The sequence below is a fragment of the Roseobacter sp. HKCCD6576-2 genome (genome assembly GCF_013179285.1).
Lineage (GTDB): Bacteria > Pseudomonadota > Alphaproteobacteria > Rhodobacterales > Rhodobacteraceae > Rhodophyticola > Rhodophyticola oceani.
The window spans coordinates 325,757-343,294 of the sequence record NZ_WVNW01000001.1 but is presented as its reverse complement, the minus strand read 5'-3'; the positions used below and the strand labels follow the sequence as shown (position 1 = coordinate 343,294).

General features: G+C 61.1%; 21 protein-coding genes. 9 read left to right on the top strand and 12 right to left on the bottom strand.

Annotated features, from left to right (window positions below; all coding sequences use genetic code 11):
* Window positions 1-161: 161 nt before the first annotated feature.
* The 6 genes from GTF44_RS01710 to GTF44_RS01685 are packed head-to-tail and all read left to right on the top strand — an operon-like array spanning window position 162 to window position 4,406.
* Window positions 162-1,118, top strand: a complete 957-nt coding sequence (locus GTF44_RS01710) for an aspartate carbamoyltransferase catalytic subunit (RefSeq protein WP_171558543.1) — start codon at window positions 162-164, stop codon at window positions 1,116-1,118.
* Window positions 1,115-1,627, top strand: a complete 513-nt coding sequence (locus tag GTF44_RS01705; protein WP_171557063.1) for a hypothetical protein — start codon at window positions 1,115-1,117, stop codon at window positions 1,625-1,627. Before GTF44_RS01710 ends, GTF44_RS01705 begins: the two co-directional genes overlap by 4 nt.
* A gap of 8 nt (window positions 1,628-1,635) precedes the next feature.
* The gene (locus GTF44_RS01700) at window positions 1,636-2,091 is read left to right on the top strand and encodes a hypothetical protein (protein WP_253261126.1); all 456 of its coding nucleotides are present in this window, start codon (window positions 1,636-1,638) and stop codon (window positions 2,089-2,091) included.
* Entirely contained in the window at window positions 2,088-3,362 is a 1,275-nt protein-coding gene (pyrC, locus tag GTF44_RS01695) for a dihydroorotase (protein ID WP_171557061.1), read from the top strand. Before GTF44_RS01700 ends, pyrC begins: the two co-directional genes overlap by 4 nt.
* A complete protein-coding gene (gene plsY / locus GTF44_RS01690) occupies window positions 3,359-3,964 on the top strand; it encodes a glycerol-3-phosphate 1-O-acyltransferase PlsY (RefSeq protein WP_171557059.1) in 606 nt (201 codons plus the stop codon). Before pyrC ends, plsY begins: the two co-directional genes overlap by 4 nt.
* Window positions 3,965-4,019: 55 nt before the next feature.
* Window positions 4,020-4,406, top strand: coding sequence for a DUF805 domain-containing protein (locus GTF44_RS01685; RefSeq protein WP_171557057.1), 387 nt, complete (start codon window positions 4,020-4,022; stop codon window positions 4,404-4,406).
* Here the strand turns inward: GTF44_RS01685 and GTF44_RS01680 are convergent.
* From GTF44_RS01680 to GTF44_RS01665, 4 genes are read right to left on the bottom strand one after another with little or no spacing between them, the layout of a single operon-like run.
* Window positions 4,403-5,773: a glutamate--cysteine ligase gene (locus tag GTF44_RS01680; RefSeq protein ID WP_171557055.1), complete on the bottom strand. Its 1,371-nt coding sequence runs from the start codon at window positions 5,771-5,773 to the stop codon at window positions 4,403-4,405. The genes GTF44_RS01685 and GTF44_RS01680 overlap by 4 nt on opposite strands.
* A 59-nt stretch (window positions 5,774-5,832) precedes the next feature.
* Window positions 5,833-6,351, bottom strand: a complete 519-nt coding sequence (locus GTF44_RS01675; RefSeq protein WP_171557054.1) for a hypothetical protein — start codon at window positions 6,349-6,351, stop codon at window positions 5,833-5,835.
* Complete coding sequence (locus tag GTF44_RS01670) at window positions 6,344-7,183, bottom strand: GNAT family N-acetyltransferase (protein ID WP_171557052.1); 840 nt, start codon at window positions 7,181-7,183, stop codon at window positions 6,344-6,346. Before GTF44_RS01670 ends, GTF44_RS01675 begins: the two co-directional genes overlap by 8 nt.
* Window positions 7,180-7,911, bottom strand: coding sequence for a 16S rRNA (uracil(1498)-N(3))-methyltransferase (locus GTF44_RS01665; protein ID WP_171557050.1), 732 nt, complete (start codon window positions 7,909-7,911; stop codon window positions 7,180-7,182). The genes GTF44_RS01670 and GTF44_RS01665 overlap by 4 nt, the downstream gene beginning before the upstream one ends.
* Before the next feature lie 11 nt (window positions 7,912-7,922).
* Here GTF44_RS01665 and ubiA point away from each other — a divergent pair, with 11 nt between their 5' ends.
* From ubiA to GTF44_RS01650, 3 genes are all read left to right on the top strand, one after another.
* Window positions 7,923-8,888: a 4-hydroxybenzoate octaprenyltransferase gene (ubiA, locus tag GTF44_RS01660; RefSeq protein WP_171557049.1), complete on the top strand. Its 966-nt coding sequence runs from the start codon at window positions 7,923-7,925 to the stop codon at window positions 8,886-8,888.
* A 64-nt stretch (window positions 8,889-8,952) separates the two neighbouring features.
* Window positions 8,953-10,866, top strand: a complete 1,914-nt coding sequence (locus tag GTF44_RS01655) for an OmpA family protein (protein ID WP_171557047.1) — start codon at window positions 8,953-8,955, stop codon at window positions 10,864-10,866.
* Window positions 10,853-11,179, top strand: a complete 327-nt coding sequence (locus tag GTF44_RS01650) for a hypothetical protein (RefSeq protein WP_145212979.1) — start codon at window positions 10,853-10,855, stop codon at window positions 11,177-11,179. Before GTF44_RS01655 ends, GTF44_RS01650 begins: the two co-directional genes overlap by 14 nt.
* An 18-nt stretch (window positions 11,180-11,197) precedes the next feature.
* Here the strand turns inward: GTF44_RS01650 and GTF44_RS01645 are convergent, their stop codons facing one another.
* From GTF44_RS01645 to GTF44_RS01610, 8 genes are all read right to left on the bottom strand, one after another.
* Window positions 11,198-11,638: a molybdenum cofactor biosynthesis protein MoaE gene (locus GTF44_RS01645; RefSeq protein WP_171557045.1), complete on the bottom strand. Its 441-nt coding sequence runs from the start codon at window positions 11,636-11,638 to the stop codon at window positions 11,198-11,200.
* A 5-nt stretch (window positions 11,639-11,643) separates the two neighbouring features.
* A complete protein-coding gene (gene moaD / locus GTF44_RS01640) occupies window positions 11,644-11,892 on the bottom strand; it encodes a molybdopterin converting factor subunit 1 (protein WP_145212985.1) in 249 nt (82 codons plus the stop codon).
* Between the two features lies 1 nt (window position 11,893).
* Complete coding sequence (pgsA, locus tag GTF44_RS01635; RefSeq protein ID WP_145212987.1) at window positions 11,894-12,556, bottom strand: CDP-diacylglycerol--glycerol-3-phosphate 3-phosphatidyltransferase; 663 nt, start codon at window positions 12,554-12,556, stop codon at window positions 11,894-11,896.
* Between the two features lie 17 nt (window positions 12,557-12,573).
* Window positions 12,574-14,439, bottom strand: a complete 1,866-nt coding sequence (gene uvrC / locus GTF44_RS01630; protein WP_171557044.1) for an excinuclease ABC subunit UvrC — start codon at window positions 14,437-14,439, stop codon at window positions 12,574-12,576.
* A 301-nt stretch (window positions 14,440-14,740) separates the two neighbouring features.
* Window positions 14,741-15,517, bottom strand: coding sequence for an SDR family oxidoreductase (locus tag GTF44_RS01625; RefSeq protein WP_171557042.1), 777 nt, complete (start codon window positions 15,515-15,517; stop codon window positions 14,741-14,743).
* A gap of 14 nt (window positions 15,518-15,531) precedes the next feature.
* On the bottom strand, window positions 15,532-16,488 hold the full coding sequence (locus GTF44_RS01620; protein ID WP_171557040.1) for a calcium/sodium antiporter: 957 nt from the start codon (window positions 16,486-16,488) through the stop codon (window positions 15,532-15,534).
* 3 nt (window positions 16,489-16,491) lie between these two features.
* On the bottom strand, window positions 16,492-16,683 hold the full coding sequence (locus tag GTF44_RS01615) for a hypothetical protein (protein WP_171557039.1): 192 nt from the start codon (window positions 16,681-16,683) through the stop codon (window positions 16,492-16,494).
* Window positions 16,683-17,483, bottom strand: a complete 801-nt coding sequence (locus tag GTF44_RS01610) for a S49 family peptidase (RefSeq protein ID WP_171557037.1) — start codon at window positions 17,481-17,483, stop codon at window positions 16,683-16,685. Before GTF44_RS01610 ends, GTF44_RS01615 begins: the two co-directional genes overlap by 1 nt.
* Between the last annotated feature and the right edge of the window lie 55 nt (window positions 17,484-17,538).

Sequence of the window (17,538 nt, the reverse complement as noted above, 5' to 3'; positions counted from 1 at the left end):
GTGCCAAGCTAGGCCTGCTGGCGACCGAGGTAAATGGCTATTGGGTGGTCCGAAATGCCGTCATTCGACGCATGGCCAGTGATCCGACAAATGCGACGGCCCAGACGCTTGCCCGGGGCCGCGCGCCTGCCTATAAGCGGCGCAGTCAGAGCGAGGGTTCGATGACGTTCCGCCAAAACCATCTGCTTGGGATCGAACCTCTGCATCCGGAGGAGATCACCACGATCCTCGATCTGGCCGACCGCTATGCCGAAATGGAGCGCGGCACGCAGAAGCATGGCGACGCGCTGACCGGGCTGACCCAGATCAACATGTTCTTCGAGGCCTCGACCCGCACCCAGGCGAGTTTTGAGATCGCGGGCAAACGGCTTGGCGCCGATGTGATGAACATGGCGATGGCTGCAAGTTCGCTGAAAAAGGGCGAAACGCTAATCGACACGGCGCTCACGCTGAACGCGATGCATCCCGATTTGTTGGTCGTGCGTCATCCACATTCCGGCGCGGTGAACCTGCTCGCCGATAAGGTGAATTGCGCGGTTCTGAACGCCGGGGACGGGCGGCATGAGCACCCGACCCAAGCGCTGCTCGATGCCCTGACCATCCGCCGGGCCAAAGGACGGCTGCACCGCCTCAACATCGCGATCTGCGGTGACATCGCGCATTCCCGCGTCGCCCGCTCCAATATCCTGCTGCTTGGCAAGTTGGAGAACCGCATCCGGTTGATCGGTCCGCCGACTCTGATGCCCTCAGGCGTCGCCGATTGGGGTGTTGAGGTCTATGACGATATGGATGCGGGGCTTGAAGGTTGCGACGTCGTGATGATGCTCCGGCTGCAAAAAGAGCGGATGGATGGCGCGTTTATCCCGTCGGAGCGCGAATACTATCATCGCTTTGGGCTCGACGCGGAGAAACTCTCTGCGGCGAAAGACGATGCGATTGTCATGCATCCGGGTCCGATGAACCGCGGTGTGGAAATCGACGGCACCCTGGCCGATGACATCAACCGCTCGGTCATTCAGGAACAGGTAGAGATGGGCGTGGCCGTGCGCATGGCGGCCATGGATTTGCTGGCGCAAAACCTCCGCGCCGCCCGTGAACCCCAAGGGGTGATGGTGTGACCGTGGTGCTGCATGTTCTGGCACTGAACCTGCCGCTTGAGATGCGCCACACGCATCTGACGCGGCAACAGGGCGAGACGCCAGACCTTCCGGATTTGGCGGCATGGCTGGGTGTGGGCACCCTCCAAACCGATCAGGTAGAACTGTTCCCCGTGGCGGACTTGGCCGGGCTGTCGCTGAGCGCCTATGTGATGGCCGCCTTTGATGTGGACGAGGCCGCCCTAGAAGAGGCCATCAAGCGCCTCGACGTTCTGGAAGGCTCCGTTTTGCTGGTGCCCTCTTCTGCTGTCGATGCAGAGCCATCACCCGGCGCAGAGGCGACTTTGATCGCATCCCTCTCGATGGCAGAGCCAGATCATTCCGCGGATTTGCCACATGCCGATGTGGCGCCGACACGCTCAGCTGAGCCGACACCCGCGCCCAATGGAGCCGGTTTTCGCATCCCACCGGTCGGGATCGGCCTAATCCTCGTGTTTGTTCTGGTGCTTTTGATCTGGTGGTTGAGATGAGCAACGCGATGCAAACACATACACCGATGGCACCAACCTCCGAACTGAACCCTGGCGAGGAGGTCATCACCAGCTTCACCGGAGATAAAACCACCTACTGGCGTGCTCATGCCTGGATGGCGGCGGCTGCCATGGCGCTTGGCATGGGCGTTCTGGCCGCCCTCGGGAATGCGCATATCTGGACAGGTGCCGTCGGTGGTCTGGCCGCGATTGCTGTGCGGGCTTTCTATCTGGCCAGCGACGAGGTGGCCGCCCGATGGGATTTGACCAATCACCGCCTGCTCGGCCCCGGCACCCGGTCGATTCCGCTTGATCAAATCACCCTGGCGCGCAGCCTGTTTAGCGCGGTGCAGATCGTCACCAGCGGCGGCGACAAACATTTGCTCAAGTACCAAGCCGATACCGCCGCCGTGATTGCCCAGATCGACGCCGCGCGCGGCGCAGAGCCGGAGACGACGCCATGACCAACGCGCTCTTGCACAACGCGCGATTGATCGATCCGGAGAGTGGATCGGACACACTTGGCTGGCTGCGGATCGAAGATGGCGCGATCGCCGAGATCGGCGAGGGCGACCGTTCCGGCGGCACCGATTGCGGCGGGCTTTGCTTGGCACCCGGGATCATCGATCTGGGTGTGAAGGTGGGCGAACCCGGGGAGCGGCACAAGGAGAGCTTCCGAACCGCAGGCGCGGCGGCCGCAGCCGGCGGGGTGACAACAATCGTAACCCGCCCCGACACCACAACGCCAATCGACACGCCCGAAGTGCTCGATTTCGTCCGCAGGCGTGGGCAAGAGGCGGCACCGGTGCGCTTCCGCCCGATGGCGGCGCTGACCAAGGCCCGCGACGGTCGCGAGATGACGGAGCTTGGCTTTCTGCTCGATGCGGGCGCTGTTGCCTTTACCGATGGCGACCGGGTCACGACCGACATCAAAGTTCTGAGCCGGTGCATGACCTATGCCCGGTCTCTTGGGGCGCTGATCGTGGCGCATCCGCAGGACCCGGGCCTGAGCGCGGGCGCGGCCGTGACTTCCGGCAAATTCGCCTCACTCCGCGGTCTGCCCGCCGTCTCGCCCATGGCTGAGCGGATCGGGTTGGAGCGGGACCTCGCCTTGGTCGAGATGACCGGCCCACGCTATCACGCCGATCAGATCAGCACGACCGCCGCGCTGCCCGCGCTCATCCGAGCGAAAGCCGCTGGCCTTGATGTCACCGCAGGCGTTTCGATCCACCATCTGACCTTGAACGAGCTGGACGTGGCCGATTATCGAACCTTCTTTAAGGTCAAACCGCCGCTTCGATCAGAGGAAGATCGGATGGCGATGGTTGAGGCCGTGCGCGACGGCATCATTGATGTGATTTGCTCCATGCACACACCTCAGGATGAAGAAAGCAAACGCCTGCCTTACGAAGCCGCCGCCTCGGGGGCCGTGGGCTTGGAGACGCTCCTGCCCGCCGCGCTTCGCCTCTATCATGCGGAACAACTGACCCTTCCAGAACTGTTCCGCGCCATGTCCTTGAACCCAGCTCGCCGGTTGGGGCTGCCGGGTGGCCGTTTGGCCAAAGGCGCGCCCGCCGATTTGGTCTTGTTTGACCCCGATGCGCCTTTTGTCTTGGACCGCTTCACGCTCAGGTCGAAATCCAAGAACACCCCCTTTGATGGGCAGCGCATGCAAGGCAAGGTCGAGCAAACCTTTGTCGGCGGTGAAATGGTTTATGACCGAGGCGCAGCATGATCCCGGCGATTGAAACCGCTGGCGCGACGCTCGCTCTGGTCGCGATTGCGGCCTATCTGCTTGGCTCGGTGCCGTTCGGCCTGGTGATCGCCCGGCTTTTCGGCCTCGGTGATATCCGGCAAATCGGCTCGGGCAATATCGGTGCCACCAATGTGCTGCGAACCGGCAACAAGCTGGCGGCCTTTCTGACGCTGATCTTAGACGCTGGCAAAGGTGGCATTGCCGTTCTGCTTGCCCGCGCGCTCTTCGCAGATGACGCGGCGCAGATCGCCGGGTTCATGGCCTTTCTCGGCCATTGCTTCCCGGTCTTCCTGGGTTTCAAGGGCGGCAAGGGCGTGGCCACATTCCTCGGCACGCTCCTGGCCCTCTTCTGGCCCGCAGGCATCGCCGCCTGCCTGACTTGGCTCGTAACCGCCGCGATTAGCCGGATTTCCTCTCTCTCAGCTCTGGTGGCCGCCGTTTTGACTCCGGTCTGGATGACGCTTCTTGGGATGCCTGAGGCCAGCATCGTAACAGTCGCATTGGCAGCGCTGATCCTCGTTCGGCATCAAAAAAACATCGAACGTATTCGCGATGGCAGCGAGCCAAGAATAGGCAAGTAATTTCGGCGCAGTTGGTTTATCCTATCGGACATCACAAATTAGACGTGAGGTCATCATGAATTTTCAAACGGCCGTTCGTACGGTTCTTCTCGAAAAATATGCCACCTTCTCTGGCCGGGCCCGCCGGGCCGAGCTTTGGTGGTTCGTTCTCTTCAATATCGTGGTCAGTATCATTTTAAGCATCATCGATCGGGCGATATTCGGTGTCTCGATGGAAACCGGCATGACGAACAGCGTGCTCGGGGTGATCTACTCCCTCGCCGTTCTGCTGCCCAGCATCACGGTCGGTGCGCGGCGGTTGCATGACATTGGCCGGTCCGGCTGGTGGCTGCTGATTGCCTTTATCCCGCTGATCGGCGCTTTGATCCTGATCTACTGGTATATCCAGCCCAGCCAAGACGGCAGTAACGAACACGGCCCGAACCCGATCACCGGGGATTAATAGCTGTATTCACCGTAAATCCGGGTCAGGTCTCCGCCCCAATCACCATGATAATGCGCCAGAAGCTCATCGGCGGGGACCTGACCCAATTCAACACTCTCTTTCAGCGCATTCAGGAAATGGGTCTCGTCCGGGATCAATCCGCCCGCGCCGGGGCAGCCCCGCGCCGCCAGCCCAGACTCTGCAATGCTCAGCACCTCGCGCGCCAGATCATGCATTTTGATCGCGCCAACCTCGGCTTGTAGCCCATCGACCGAGGCCGCGACGCGAAGCGCCTCGCGTGTCTCCGCATCCCAGCCCTTGACCAGATCCCAAGCCGCATCCAGCGCCCCTTGATCATAGGTCAGCCCGACCCAGAACGCCGGAAGCGCGCAAAGCCGCCGCCAAGGCCCGCCATCAGCCCCGCGCATCTCGATGAATTTCTTCAGCCGCGCCTCGGGGAAAATCGTGGTCAGATGGTCGGCCCAATCGCTGAGTGTCGGCACTTCGCCGGGCAGCGCAGGCAGCTCACCCTTCAAGAAATCGCGGAAGGACATGCCGAGCGCATCGACATATTTTCCGTCGCGATAGACAAAATACATCGGCACATCGAGCGCGTAATCCGCCCAGGCCTCGAACCCGAACCCATCTTCGAACACGAAAGGCAACATGCCGGTCCGGTCGGCATCCAAATCGCGCCAAACGCGCGACCGCCAGCTTTTATGGCCATTCACCTTGCCTTCGAAAAACGGTGAATTGGCAAAAAGCGCGGTCGCGACGGGCTGTAACGCGAGGGCAACGCGCAGCTTTTGCACCATATCGGCCTCGGACCCGAAATCGAGATTGACCTGAACCGTGCAGGTCCGGCGCATCATCGCCGTGCCCATCGTGCCGACCTTCTGCATATAGGCATCCATCAGCTTATAGCGCCCCTTGGGCATCAGCGGCATCTGCTCATGGGTCCAGATCGGCGCGGCTCCCAACCCGATGAAACCAACCCCGATTTGGTCGGCGACGGCCTTCACTTCACGCAGGTGATCGTTCACCTCGTCACAGGTCTGATGGATCGTCTCCAGCGGAGCGCCAGAAAGCTCCAACGCCCCACCTGGCTCCAAACTCACATTCGCGCCGTCTTTCTCCAGCCCGATGATATGGCCGCCTTCCAAAACCGGCGACCACCCAAACCGGTCGCGCAGCCCTTCCAACACCGCCTGGATCGAGCGCGTGCCCTCATAAGGCAATGGCTTCAACGTGTCTTTGCAATAGCCGAATTTCTCGTGTTCGGTACCAATCCGCCAATCTTCTTTGGGTTTGCAGCCATCGGCCAAGTATTCGGCCAGTTGCTCATGCCGCTCGATCGGGCCGCCGCCAGATTGGGGAATAGACATGGGGGTTCGCTCCGGGGTTCAGGGCATATGTGAAGGCAAGGACTGACGCGCGGGCCTGGTCAAGTCAAGGCCGCGAGCGGGGCCTTTCGCCAAAGCGTGATCGTGCCGGGTTCGGTCCGGCGCAGGCTGGCCAAGAGATGCGGGGTTGAGAGGCCCTCGAGCCGGGTGAAAGCATCAAACAATATATCTGCTCCGCTCGCATCCGTGGGAATGACCAGCACCTGTTCCACTTCGGCCAAGACCCAATAGGTCTTCCCATCGCCAGCGCGGCGAAGCGACAAGGCCTCCAACTCATCCAGCGCGACCGCGCCGCCGTAATAGGGACCCATATAGGTGACCTTCCCCTCAATCAGATCGACAACCCCCGGCCCCTCGCCCGAGCCTGCAAACCGCATCCGGCGCACGGCAATTGCCCCCATCGGCACCGCCACGACCACCAGAACCCATCCGAATGCCGGTACGATCCGCCCGTGATCCAGCGCGATCCAGAGGCCCAGTGCGGCCAGGACCAGGGCCGCCAAGACCTCACGCCAGCGATAGAGCGTCCGACGTGCCTCGGGGCGGAGAAAGCTAGACATGGGTCGGCTCCTCAAAAAGGCAGATTGAAAACGTCCCGATCCGTTCAAATCCGATTGCAATATAGGCCCGCGCGGCGCTCTCGCTGGCGGCGAAAAGCGTTGCGCGGGAGGCCCGGCTAGCGTCGCGCAACCCAGCTAGGTGCAAGGCCACTGCCCGGCGTGCATAGCCGCGACCACGCAACTCCGGTGGCGTATAGACCCCGCCGACCTGCACAACATCCAGAGCCGAGGCGTTGATGCCAGTCAGCGCCAGCGGCACGCCATCGTCGATCAACACGGCATGCGAGCCCTGCACCAACCAATCCGATATCGCCGCCTCTGCTTCGGCTTCGGCACGCTCCGGGGAGCGGCCAACCACCTCGATCTCATAGGCCACACGCCAGTCATACAGAAATGGGCGGTGCGTGTCGGAGAGCGGAACCAGTTCACCCGGCCCGTCAGGCACCCGCAGATCGCTCAGATCAAGCGCGAATTGAGGCTCATCATCATCAATCGACATCGGCTGCGCAGAGAGACCTAACGCGGTGCAAAGGGGCCGCACTTGATCTTTTGCGCCGACAAACCCGGCCAGCGGCAAGTCTTGGAGCAGGGTTCGCGCATCGGTCCAAGGTGCTGCGCTTGTTCCTTGCGGCATCACCATACCACTCTCACTGACACCAAGAAGATCGGTGATCTCCTCCCCTGTCCGGGCAATCCAGAACCGCATCGCATGGCGGTGTCCGCCTACCATCCCGTATCTCAAAAGGTTAGAAAGCGGGAACATGGCGGTCATCACATGTTGGCCCAGAAACACAATAATCGCCTCCCGATCATCAAGCGTTGCGGGGATCATTCCCAATCGCCTTTCGTGGCCTGGAAGAGGGTAAGCGCCGCAACGGCCGCTGTATCGGCGCGGAGAATGCGCGGGCCGAGGCTGATTGGAGTGACATAGGGCAAGCCGTGCAAACGGTCCCGCTCCGATGGGCTGAAGCCTCCCTCCGGTCCGATCAGGATCGCCCATTTCGATCCATCTGGCGCACGCTCAAGCGCGGCTTTCGCCCCAACGAGCGCCTCATCCGCAAAGATCAGGTGCCGATCCTCGAGCCAATCGGCCAAAACGGCGCTCAGTTTCTGCAACCCCACCACCTCGGGCACATAGGTCCCACCGCACTGCTCCGCCGCCTCAACCGCGTGGGCCTGGAGCCGGTCCTGGCGGATGCGTTCGGCATTGGTGAACTCGGTCTGCACCGGGCAAATCCGGGCCGCACCAAGCTCGGCGGCTTTTTCGACGATGAAATCCGTCCGCGTCTTTTTGATCGGCGCAAAGAGCAACCAGAGATCGGGCGGCATCTGCAATGGCGCGGTCTGCTCGACACAGGCCAAGACACCGCCCCGCTTGCCGGCCTCCGCGATCTCGGCCCGCCATTCGCCATCGCGCCCGTTGAACAGCAAAACGGCCCCGCCAACGGCCTGCCGCATCACGCCAAAGAGGTAATGCGCCTGCTCCCGCGACAGAGGGACCATTTGCCCAGGACCCAAAGGGTGCTCTACATAAAGCCTGATTTTTGCATGTGCCGACATGGGGCCAAACTATGAGCGAGACGCCAGGAACGCCAGAGGGCCAAGTTGCCGATGCGGTGCGCGACAACTGGGTCGACACATATGCGCCAGATTGGTCGCGGCCCTATCTGCGGCTAAGCCGGGCGGACCGTCCGATTGGCACGTGGCTCCTGCTTCTGCCGTGCTGGTGGGGCGTGTTTTTGGCCGCCGCTGCTGACCCTGAGGGCTTGCGCCTCTTTGACCTCTGGATCGTTATCGCCACCGCTTTTGGGGCGTTTTTGATGCGCGGTGCTGGGTGTACGTGGAACGACATCACGGATCGCGACTTTGATGCTGCCGTCGCCCGCACCAAATCTCGGCCAATCCCGTCCGGGCAGGTGACCGTCAACCAAGCGCTCGGCTGGCTGGTGATCCAAGCGCTGATCGCCCTCGGCATCCTTTTGACGTTCAACCTGAACACCATCTTGCTCGGCATTCTCGCGCTTGTGCCGGTCGCGATTTACCCGTTTGCCAAGCGCTTCACCTGGTGGCCGCAGGTGTTTTTGGGTCTCGCCTTCAACTGGGGGGCGCTTCTGGCCTGGACCGCCCATAGCGGCAACCTTGCCGGGCCAGCGGTGGTTTTGTACCTGGCCGGGATCGCCTGGACGCTGTTTTACGACACGATTTATGCCCATCAGGACACCGAGGATGATGCGCTAATCGGGGTAAAATCCACCGCGCGATTGTTTGGCGAGCAGAGCAAACTCTGGCTCCGGGCGTTCTTGATCACCTCGGTCCTGGTGATGGCCATCGCCGTGATCATGGCGCTGGCGCCTGGTGGCAACCTCTTGGCGATGGTGTTTGCGCTTGCCGGGGCCTGGGCATTCGGCTGGCATATGGTCTGGCAATTGGGCCAGCTTGATACAGATGATCCCCAGACCTGCATGCGGCTTTTCAGATCAAACCGCGATACAGGCCTTCTTGTTGCGCTGTTTTTCGCCTTAGCCGCGCTGGTTTGATTGAACGCCCCCCACCAAGGCGCTAAGCCCTTTGGCATCCGTGACCAGAGCTGGACGTGACCTGATGAGCAAGATTTCCACCCTTATTGCCGCGCTGGCCTTTGTGGTCGCCGGCGCGCTCTGCGTTATCGTTGCGGTCGTCGCAGCGCTCCGGATTGAGGATCGCTCGACCGAGGCGGTGGCCTTTGCGATGCGCGAAGAAGGGTTGGATTGGGTCTCGGTCGAGGCGGATGGGCTGCAAGTCCAACTGATCGGCACAGCGCCTGATGAGGCCGCCCGCTTCCGGGCGCTGGCGCGCGCCGGTGCCGTGGTGGACGCGGATCGGGTGATTGACGCCCTTGATGTGACGGAGCCCGATAGTGTCGCGCCGCCACGTTTCTCCCTCGAGATGCTCCGGAACGGCGATGGCATTTCGCTGATCGGATTGGTCCCCGAGGCGATTGGGCGCGAGGCCGTGGCCGATGGAATTTCTGGCATTCGCGACGGTGTCGAGGTGGCCAATATGGTGGAGACCGCGACCTATCCGATCCCCGCCGATTGGGAGGCCGCGATGGCCTTTGGCTTCCGGGCGCTGAACGAACTGCCACGGTCACAAATCTCGGTCTTTGACGGGCGCGTCGAGGTGACGGCGGTGAGCGAAAGCATCGAAGAGCGGCGGCGTTATCTCGCCGCTCTGAACCGGGCGCGGCCCGATGGCGTCGAAGTGATCATGGACATCTCGGCCCCGCGCCCGGTGATCACACCCTTCACGCTACGCTTCGTCCGCGATCTCGACAGCGCGCATTTCGAGGCCTGCTCCGCTGATACCGTCACAACCCGCGCAGCCATTCTCAGCGCCGCCCGTGAGGCCGGGCTGAACGGCCCGGAAAACTGCGTGATCGGGATTGGCGTGCCGTCCCCGCGATGGGCCGAAGCGGTGACCATCGGGATGGAAGCGCTGACGGCGCTCGGCGCCGGAACGCTGACCTTTTCCGACGCCGATGTCACCCTGATTGCGGCGGAGGGCACACCGCAGGGGCTGTTTGATCGGGTCATCGGCGAACTGGACGCCGATTTGCCCCCGGTCTTCTCCCTCCATGGTGTTTTGCCGGAACCACCCGAGGACAGTGATGAAGAGGGCCCGCCCAGCTTTGTCGCGACCCGCAGCCCGGAAGGGTATGTGCAACTGCGTGGCCGCCTGCCCGATGATCAAGCGGAGCGTGCGATCTATGCCTATGCCCGCGCCACGCTTGGCCGTGACGACACTTATCTGGCCACCCGCAATGACGACGACCTGCCCGATGGCTGGGTTATCCGCGTTCTGGCCGGGCTAGAGGCCCTTGCGTTGCTGAACAATGGCAGCCTGACGGTGGAGCCCGGCCTCGTCTCCATCCGCGGCAACACGGGCAGCCAATCGGCAGTATCTGACCTCTCGCGGCTTCTTTCCGAGAAACTGGGCGAGGCCGATAATTACGAGATCGACGTCACATATCAGGAACTTCTGGACCCAACGGCCAACATTCCAACCGCCGAGGAATGCGTCGCGCGGATCACGACCCTTCTTGGAGAGCGCAAAATCACCTTCGATCCCGGCTCGGTTGAGATCAACGAAACCTCGGGCGAAATCCTCGACCAGATCGCCGAGATGCTGCCGGATTGCCGCCATGCGCGGATGGAGATCGGCGGCCACACCGACAGCCAGGGCCGCGAAGTGATGAACCTCAACCTCAGCCAAGCCCGCGCCGATGCGGTTCTGAATGGGCTTCTGGCGCGCGGCGTGCTGGTCTCAAACCTTACCGCGCAGGGTTATGGCGAGACGCAGCCGATCGATGACAATGGCACCGAAGAGGGCCGCGAGCGCAATCGCCGCATCGAATTCCGGTTGCTTGCGGGCGGCGTGCCGTCTAGCCAGAGAGAGACGGCGGAGGACCCCGCCGAAGAGGCTGCGGCAGAGGCGGACGACCCGCCCGCCGAAGAGGGATCGGATGAACAGAACTGAGTTTATTGTCGCCATTGCCATCATTCTGTTCGTGGCGTTTGTGTTGGGCTGGTTTGCGAATTGGCTGGTGCATCGGTTCAGCCGGGTGACCGGCGCCGATTTGAGCGAAATGGATGAGATGGCCAAGGCGCTGCACGATGCGGAAGAAACCCGCGATCAAGCGATCACGTATCTGCAGCAGCGCGAGGCCGAACTGACCAACCAGCTAAGCCAGACCGAAGCGGAACTGCGCGCGGCGATGGAGGGTTTGCGCGAAGCCCGGCAGGAAGCCGAAGAGCTGCGCGCGTATGTCGAGCGGGCCAATCAGGGCTAGACCTGTAAGCCCCGAGACTTACCAGCGCTTGAGCGCCGCCTCATCTTCGTCACGTGCCGCGACCCAATCGGCCTTATCGCCGGCGATTTCCTGTTTCCAGAATGGCGCGCGAGATTTCAGGTAATCCATCAGGAATTCGGCTGCGGCAAACGCATCCGCGCGATGGCGTGCGGCCGTGGCGACCATCATGATCGGCTCGCCTGGCGTCATCTCGCCATAGCGATGCAAGACAAATACATCCGTCAAAGACCAGCGGAACCGCGCTTGATCCGCGATCTCGCCCAACGCCTTCTCGGTCATGCCGGGGTAATGTTCGATGATCATTTTGCTGAGATCACCCGTCGCCACGTCCCGCACCAAACCGGAAAAGCTGACCACCGCGCCCGCACCTGCGGCATCGGCGGCGAACCGGTTCAGCTCAGCACCCATATCGAACAGGTCGGACTGCACACGGATCATGCGGCTCAGCCCCCGGTCATCGGTGGGAAAAACGCAATCTCGCGGGCACCAGCCAGCGGCGCATCAAACTCCACCAGTTCTTGATCAACCGCGGCGCGGATCGCAGAGAGGTCAGAGAACGCGAACGCATAGGCCTCGTCGCGCGCCTTGAGCTCGTTGATCAACTCGCCGACGGTGGCGGCTTCCGTCTCGACCTGTTCATGGCCGACACCGACGCGCTCCCGAAGCCAAGCAAAATAGCGCAGTTCCACCATATCAGTCCTCTCGCAGATGCGGCATCGCCTTTAGGAAATAGTCGACGCCAGTCACCAATGTAAGGCCTGCTGCCAACCACAGCAGCGCCAAACCGCCCCATGAGGTGAGCAGCAGCCCGTAATACTTCCAGATCAGCCCAAATTCGTCTTCGATCACGCCGCCCAGCACATCGCGCACGATCTCGCCATCCATGCCATAGGTCTGCATCCCGAAATAATGCTCAAACAGACCCCAGGCAAAAAGCAGCGCGATCGCCACCATCTGCACGGCTGTCTTCCACTTCGCCAATGGCGTGACCTTAAGCGTGCCAGCGGTGTCGCCCAAAAACTCCCGCAGGCCAGAGACAAATACCTCCCGAAACAGGATCGCGACGACCGGGATCATCAGCCAAACAGAGACCCCCAATATGCCAAGCAGCACCGCGAGCGCCATCACCACCATCGCTTTGTCGGCAATCGGATCCAACATCGCGCCGAATTTGCTCACCTGATTCCAACGTCGGGCGAGATCGCCATCGATATAGTCGGTGAGTGAGGCGGAGATGAACAGAACAACCGCCACCCAATCGGCGTAAGGCCTGTCCAGAAAAAGAAAAATCAGACCCAAAGCCGGGGCGGCCAAAAGACGGAAGACGGTCAGGATATTGGGAATGGTCCAACGCATGTGCCAGCCTTATCGCCTTAGCCGCGCTCATGGAAGAAGTCATAGATCGTCTCGGCCATCGCATCGGAAATCCCTTCAACGGCTTTGAGATCGGAGAGGTCGGCACGGGCCACCGCCTTGGCGCTCCCGAAATGGCTCAGAAGCGCACGTTTGCGGGTTGCACCGACGCCTGGCACGTCATCAAGCGGCGTAGCCCCGACCGCTTTCGACCGTTTCTGACGGTGCGCGCCGATGGCAAAGCGGTGCGCCTCATCCCGCAGACGTTGGACGAAATACAGCACCGGGTCGTTGTGTCTCAAGGCGAAGGGGCGCGTGCCGGGGCGGTGGAATTCCTCTTTCCCTGCATCCCGGTCGATGCCTTTTGCCACGCCGATGAAGGGCACATCATCGACGCCCAGATCGCCCATGATCTCCGCCACCGCGCTGATCTGTCCCGCACCACCATCGATCAGCAGAAGATCGGGCCAGGCCTCGGTCTGGCGATCAGGGTCTTCTTTCAGAAGCCGTTGGAACCGGCGAGTGAGCACCTCTTTCATCATCCCGAAATCATCGCCTGGCGTGATATCCGTCCCCTTAATATTGAACTTCCGGTACTGGGATTTCATGAAGCCATCGGGGCCGGCGACGATCATCCCACCAACCGCGTTGGTGCCTTGAATATGCGAGTTGTCATAGACCTCGATCCGCTTGGGCGGCGCATCCAGATCGAAGGCCTCCGCCAGCCCGCTCAACAGTTTGGTCTGTGTCGCGGTCTCCGCCATCTTGCGCGCCAAGCTCTCGCGGGCGTTGCGCTCCGCACCGGCCACAAGCTCTGCCTTTTCGCCGCGCTGTGGCACCAGAATTTCCACCTTGCGGCCAAGCTTCTGACTCAGCGCCTCGGCCATCAGGTCTGTGTTTTCGATGCCGTGAGACAGGATCAACTGCCGCGGCGGCTCTTTGGTGTCGTAGAACTGTCCGATGAAGGCTTCCAAGACCTCAGGTGCCTCGGCGCCCGCCACGCGGGGATAGAAATCGCGGTTGCCCCAATTCTGATTGGCACGGATGAAAAACACCTGCACACAGGCCTGCCCGCCCTCCATATGCAGCGCGATGATGTCGGCCTCTGTGACACCTTTTGGGTTGATGCCTTGGGCCGACTGCACATTGGTCAGCGCGCGGATCCGGTCGCGGAGCGCGGCGGCCCGTTCGAACTCCATCGCCTCCGACGCCGCCGCCATATCCCGGGCGAGGGTTTCTTGGATTTTGGTGCTGTTCCCCGACAGAAACCGCTCCGCATCCTTAACGGAGGCGGCGTAGTCTTCCTGGCTGATATAGCCGACGCAGGGCGCGCTGCAGCGTTTGATCTGATAGAGCAGACAGGGTCGGGTGCGGCTATCGAAGGTCGCGTCGGAGCAGTTGCGGAGCAAGAACACCTTCTGCAATTGGTTCAGGGTCCGGTTCACGGCGCCGGCACTGGCGAAGGGGCCAAAATAGCCGCCTTTCTCTTTCTTCGCGCCGCGATGTTTTTTGATCTGTGGGAAGTCATGCTCGGCCGAAACCAAGATATTCGGGAAGCTTTTATCGTCCCGCAGCAGCACATTGTAGCGCGGCTTGAGCTGCTTGATCAGGTTCTGCTCCAGAAGCAGCGCCTCGGTCTCCGTCCGCGTGGTGAGGAACATCATCGAGGCGGTTTCACGGATCATCCGGGCGATGCGAGGATCATGCCCCGTCGGTTTGGCATAGTTCGACACACGCTTTTTCAGCGCCCTTGCCTTGCCGACATAGAGCACCCGCGACTGCGCATCGAGCATCCGGTACACACCCGGCGAATTGTCCAAAACCTTGAGGTAGGATTGGATCACCTGGTGCCCGGTTGGCGTGGTTTTTTCGGCCTTATCAGACATGTCTCAACGGTCTTAGCGATTCCCGTTCTGGCTGCAATGAGATGGGTCAGGGATCAACCCTAAAGGTTTCCACCATTCCTGTGGATAAGCTTTCGGATAAATCTTGGGCAGGGCGATTTTTTTGTTGTTTTTGGCCCAGTTCATCGGTTTGCCTATTTTTTAGGCACTTTCTCAAAACGTTGTTTTCAAAGGAAACTTTTTGATGATTCCTTCATGGCAACACGGCTGTCATAAAAGAGTCGTCGGAGCGTTACATACGCGTTCACGGTGGACAACTGACCTTTCGGAACCGCGCGTGCTCCTATTCGACGCCCAACACATCCGGCGTCTGCCACCCCAGATGCTGCCCCCCGTCGACACAAATCAACTGTCCAGTGACAGCGCTGGCAGAGAGGAGATATCGCAGCGCCCCGACGATGTCCTCCGGTGACGCGCCGCGCTCCAAAACCGTTGCTTTGCGTTGTGCCGAAAAATGCTCAGCTGATTGTCGCGCACCCTGCAGGGTCGGTCCAGGTCCGATGGCATTGACCCGTACCTTGGGCGCCAGAGCTTGCGCGGCGGTCTGGGTGAACGCCCAAAGCCCCATCTTGGCAATCGTATATGTCATGAATTCGGGCGTCAGCTTGCGGACCCGCTGATCGATCATGTTAACGACGAGCCCCCGGGCCATGGGTTCACCCGCCGCATCAACAGCCGCCTCCGGGATCTGATCGGCCAACGCTTGCGTCAGAACAAACGGTGCGCGGAGGTTGGACTCCAAATGCCGATCCCAGCTTTCGCGCGTCGCGGTGGCCAGCGTGTCATATTCGAAGATCGAGGCGTTGTTGATCAGGTGCGTGATCGGGGTGCCCAACGCGTCCACCGCGTGCGGCAAGAGCGCGTCAGTTTCTTCCTCCGAGAGCAGATCGGCCTGCAAAGCAACCGCCCGCCGCCCAAGCGCCGTGATCTGCGCCACCGTTTCCGCGGCCTCTACCTCGGAGCTTGCGTAATGCACAGCCACGTCAAACCCCGCCTCTGCCAGGGCAACGGCCATTGCGCGGCCCAGACGTTTACCCGCCCCTGTCACCAATGCGGCCATGTTTCCCCCAAGTCTCAGGCCAGAAGAGTGCCGATATAGATGATGTAAAGCGCCACGAAGGCCAAACCAACCACCCGGCCCATTTTCAGCTTCATGAAGACAAACGGCGCCAAGACCAAGGATGCGGCCAGCATCACCCAGAAATCGAAGACAAAGAACTCAGGCGCAACCGGGATCGGCCCAACAAGGGATGCCACCCCAATAATCGCCAGCAGGTTGAACATATTCGAGCCGATGACATTGCCGATCGCCACCTCGGCATGCTGTCGGATCGCCGCCATGACCGTGGTGGCGAGTTCTGGTAGCGACGTACCGATGGCCACGAGGGTCAGACCAATCACCGTCTCACTGATCCCATACGCCCGCGCGATAGAGGTTGCACTATCCACTAGGAGGTCCGCCCCCAAGGGCAAGCCAATCAAGCCCAGAAGCATATAGAGACCGATTTTCCACCACGGCATCGACGGATCCGCTTCTTCCAGTTCTTCTTCGGCAATCATCGCGCCATTGGCTTCGGCGCGGTGGGCTTGTGCGCTGCGAAAAGCGTCGCCCAGTACCAAGCTCAAACCCGCCAGAAGCACCAACCCATGCCACCAGATAAACGGACCCGCATAGGCCAGGCCGATGAAAAGAAACGTCCCGGCAATCATCATCAAATACGTGCGACGGGTTTCGCATTGCCTGGTGTCCAGCCCGGAGATCAAGGCCGGAACCCCAAGCACCAAAAGAACATTCGCGGTGTTGGAACCGACAACATTGCCCAGCGCCAGCCCGGGCACGCCTTCCCAAATCGCCTGGATCGAGATCAGCAGCTCGGGCGCAGACGTGCCAAAGGCCACAACCGTCAAACTGACAATCAACGCCGGAATGCCCAGCCGCAGGCTCAAATTGACCGCACCCCGCACCAAGACATCGCCGGCCAAGAGCAAGATGATCAGGCCAAGGCCCGCAAGCAGAAACTCGATGATCATCTTTTAGTCCTGCTCCTCGGAACACCGACGGCATGGCCCGCCTTTGAGATTGTACCGGCCACATTCCGGGCAGAGCCGCGGTTTCGGCAATCCGCCGGACCCATCGCGGCGCCCGATCCGCGGCAGGCGCAACCGCCCAAACATCGCCAAAACGACCATACCAATCAAAAAGAGTGAGACGATTTTAACCATCATCAGAGCCCATACCTGGCCCAAGCCGCGCGGGCATCCACCGCACCGGCTAGGTCATCGACGATCTGCACGCCGACCCGCTGCAACAAACCGCGCCGAGGCCCGTAAGCTGCGAACCGGGTTTTGTCGCCATAAAGCTCTTTCATCTTTGGCTTGAGATGCGCCACACCGTCGGCCAGACCCAGACCAACCGCCGTCTCGCCCACCCAAAACTCTCCAGTGAACAGGTCATCATCCTTTGCCAGACGATCACCTCGGCTGGATTGGACATGCGCAATAAACGCATCGTGAATCTGCGTTTGGATCGACTTCAGACGCTCGACATCTTCGGCACGCTCGGCACGAAACGGGTCGAGCATGGATTTGTCTTTGCCCGCCGTGTGCACCCGCCGTTCAATGCCAAAGCGCGCGATAAAATCCTGCAATCCGAAGCTGGCCGAGATCACACCGATGGAACCGACAATTGAACTTGCATCGACCCAGATCTTCTCCGCTGCGCAGGCGAGCCAATACCCGCCAGAAGCCGCCACATCCTCGACAAAGGCGTGGACCGGCACCTCTTTCTCTTCCGACAGCCGTTTGATCCGCGCAGCGATGAGCGACGACTGCGCCGCAGATCCGCCCGGCGAATTGATGATCAGAGCCACCGCTGCGGGCTTGCCGCGCGAAAAGGCCTTTTCGATCATCTGAGCCGTGTTCGCGTCGTTCAAAACACCGCCGCGGCCCGTGCCTGCGATCACACCTTGCAACCGCAAAACCGACACAAGCGGATCGCTTTTCATAAAAGGAATGAAGCGCTTCATGGAGGGGCATGTAGCCTGCGACCTCGCTTGGAACAAGGTACAGGGCCAAGAATTG

Coding starts and splice junctions, on each gene's coding strand:
- GTF44_RS01710 (WP_171558543.1), top strand. CDS start 162: ATGACGTTCCGCCAAAACCATCTGCTTGGGATCGAACCTCTGCATCCG.
- GTF44_RS01700 (WP_253261126.1), top strand. CDS start 1,636: ATGCAAACACATACACCGATGGCACCAACCTCCGAACTGAACCCTGGC.
- pyrC (WP_171557061.1), top strand. CDS start 2,088: ATGACCAACGCGCTCTTGCACAACGCGCGATTGATCGATCCGGAGAGT.
- plsY (WP_171557059.1), top strand. CDS start 3,359: ATGATCCCGGCGATTGAAACCGCTGGCGCGACGCTCGCTCTGGTCGCG.
- GTF44_RS01685 (WP_171557057.1), top strand. CDS start 4,020: ATGAATTTTCAAACGGCCGTTCGTACGGTTCTTCTCGAAAAATATGCC.
- GTF44_RS01680 (WP_171557055.1), bottom strand. CDS start 5,773: ATGTCTATTCCCCAATCTGGCGGCGGCCCGATCGAGCGGCATGAGCAA.
- GTF44_RS01675 (WP_171557054.1), bottom strand. CDS start 6,351: ATGTCTAGCTTTCTCCGCCCCGAGGCACGTCGGACGCTCTATCGCTGG.
- GTF44_RS01670 (WP_171557052.1), bottom strand. CDS start 7,183: ATGATCCCCGCAACGCTTGATGATCGGGAGGCGATTATTGTGTTTCTG.
- GTF44_RS01665 (WP_171557050.1), bottom strand. CDS start 7,911: ATGTCGGCACATGCAAAAATCAGGCTTTATGTAGAGCACCCTTTGGGT.
- ubiA (WP_171557049.1), top strand. CDS start 7,923: ATGAGCGAGACGCCAGGAACGCCAGAGGGCCAAGTTGCCGATGCGGTG.
- GTF44_RS01655 (WP_171557047.1), top strand. CDS start 8,953: ATGAGCAAGATTTCCACCCTTATTGCCGCGCTGGCCTTTGTGGTCGCC.
- GTF44_RS01650 (WP_145212979.1), top strand. CDS start 10,853: ATGAACAGAACTGAGTTTATTGTCGCCATTGCCATCATTCTGTTCGTG.
- GTF44_RS01645 (WP_171557045.1), bottom strand. CDS start 11,638: ATGATCCGTGTGCAGTCCGACCTGTTCGATATGGGTGCTGAGCTGAAC.
- moaD (WP_145212985.1), bottom strand. CDS start 11,892: ATGGTGGAACTGCGCTATTTTGCTTGGCTTCGGGAGCGCGTCGGTGTC.
- pgsA (WP_145212987.1), bottom strand. CDS start 12,556: ATGCGTTGGACCATTCCCAATATCCTGACCGTCTTCCGTCTTTTGGCC.
- uvrC (WP_171557044.1), bottom strand. CDS start 14,439: ATGTCTGATAAGGCCGAAAAAACCACGCCAACCGGGCACCAGGTGATC.
- GTF44_RS01625 (WP_171557042.1), bottom strand. CDS start 15,517: ATGGCCGCATTGGTGACAGGGGCGGGTAAACGTCTGGGCCGCGCAATG.
- GTF44_RS01620 (WP_171557040.1), bottom strand. CDS start 16,488: ATGATCATCGAGTTTCTGCTTGCGGGCCTTGGCCTGATCATCTTGCTC.
- GTF44_RS01615 (WP_171557039.1), bottom strand. CDS start 16,683: ATGATGGTTAAAATCGTCTCACTCTTTTTGATTGGTATGGTCGTTTTG.
- GTF44_RS01610 (WP_171557037.1), bottom strand. CDS start 17,483: ATGAAGCGCTTCATTCCTTTTATGAAAAGCGATCCGCTTGTGTCGGTT.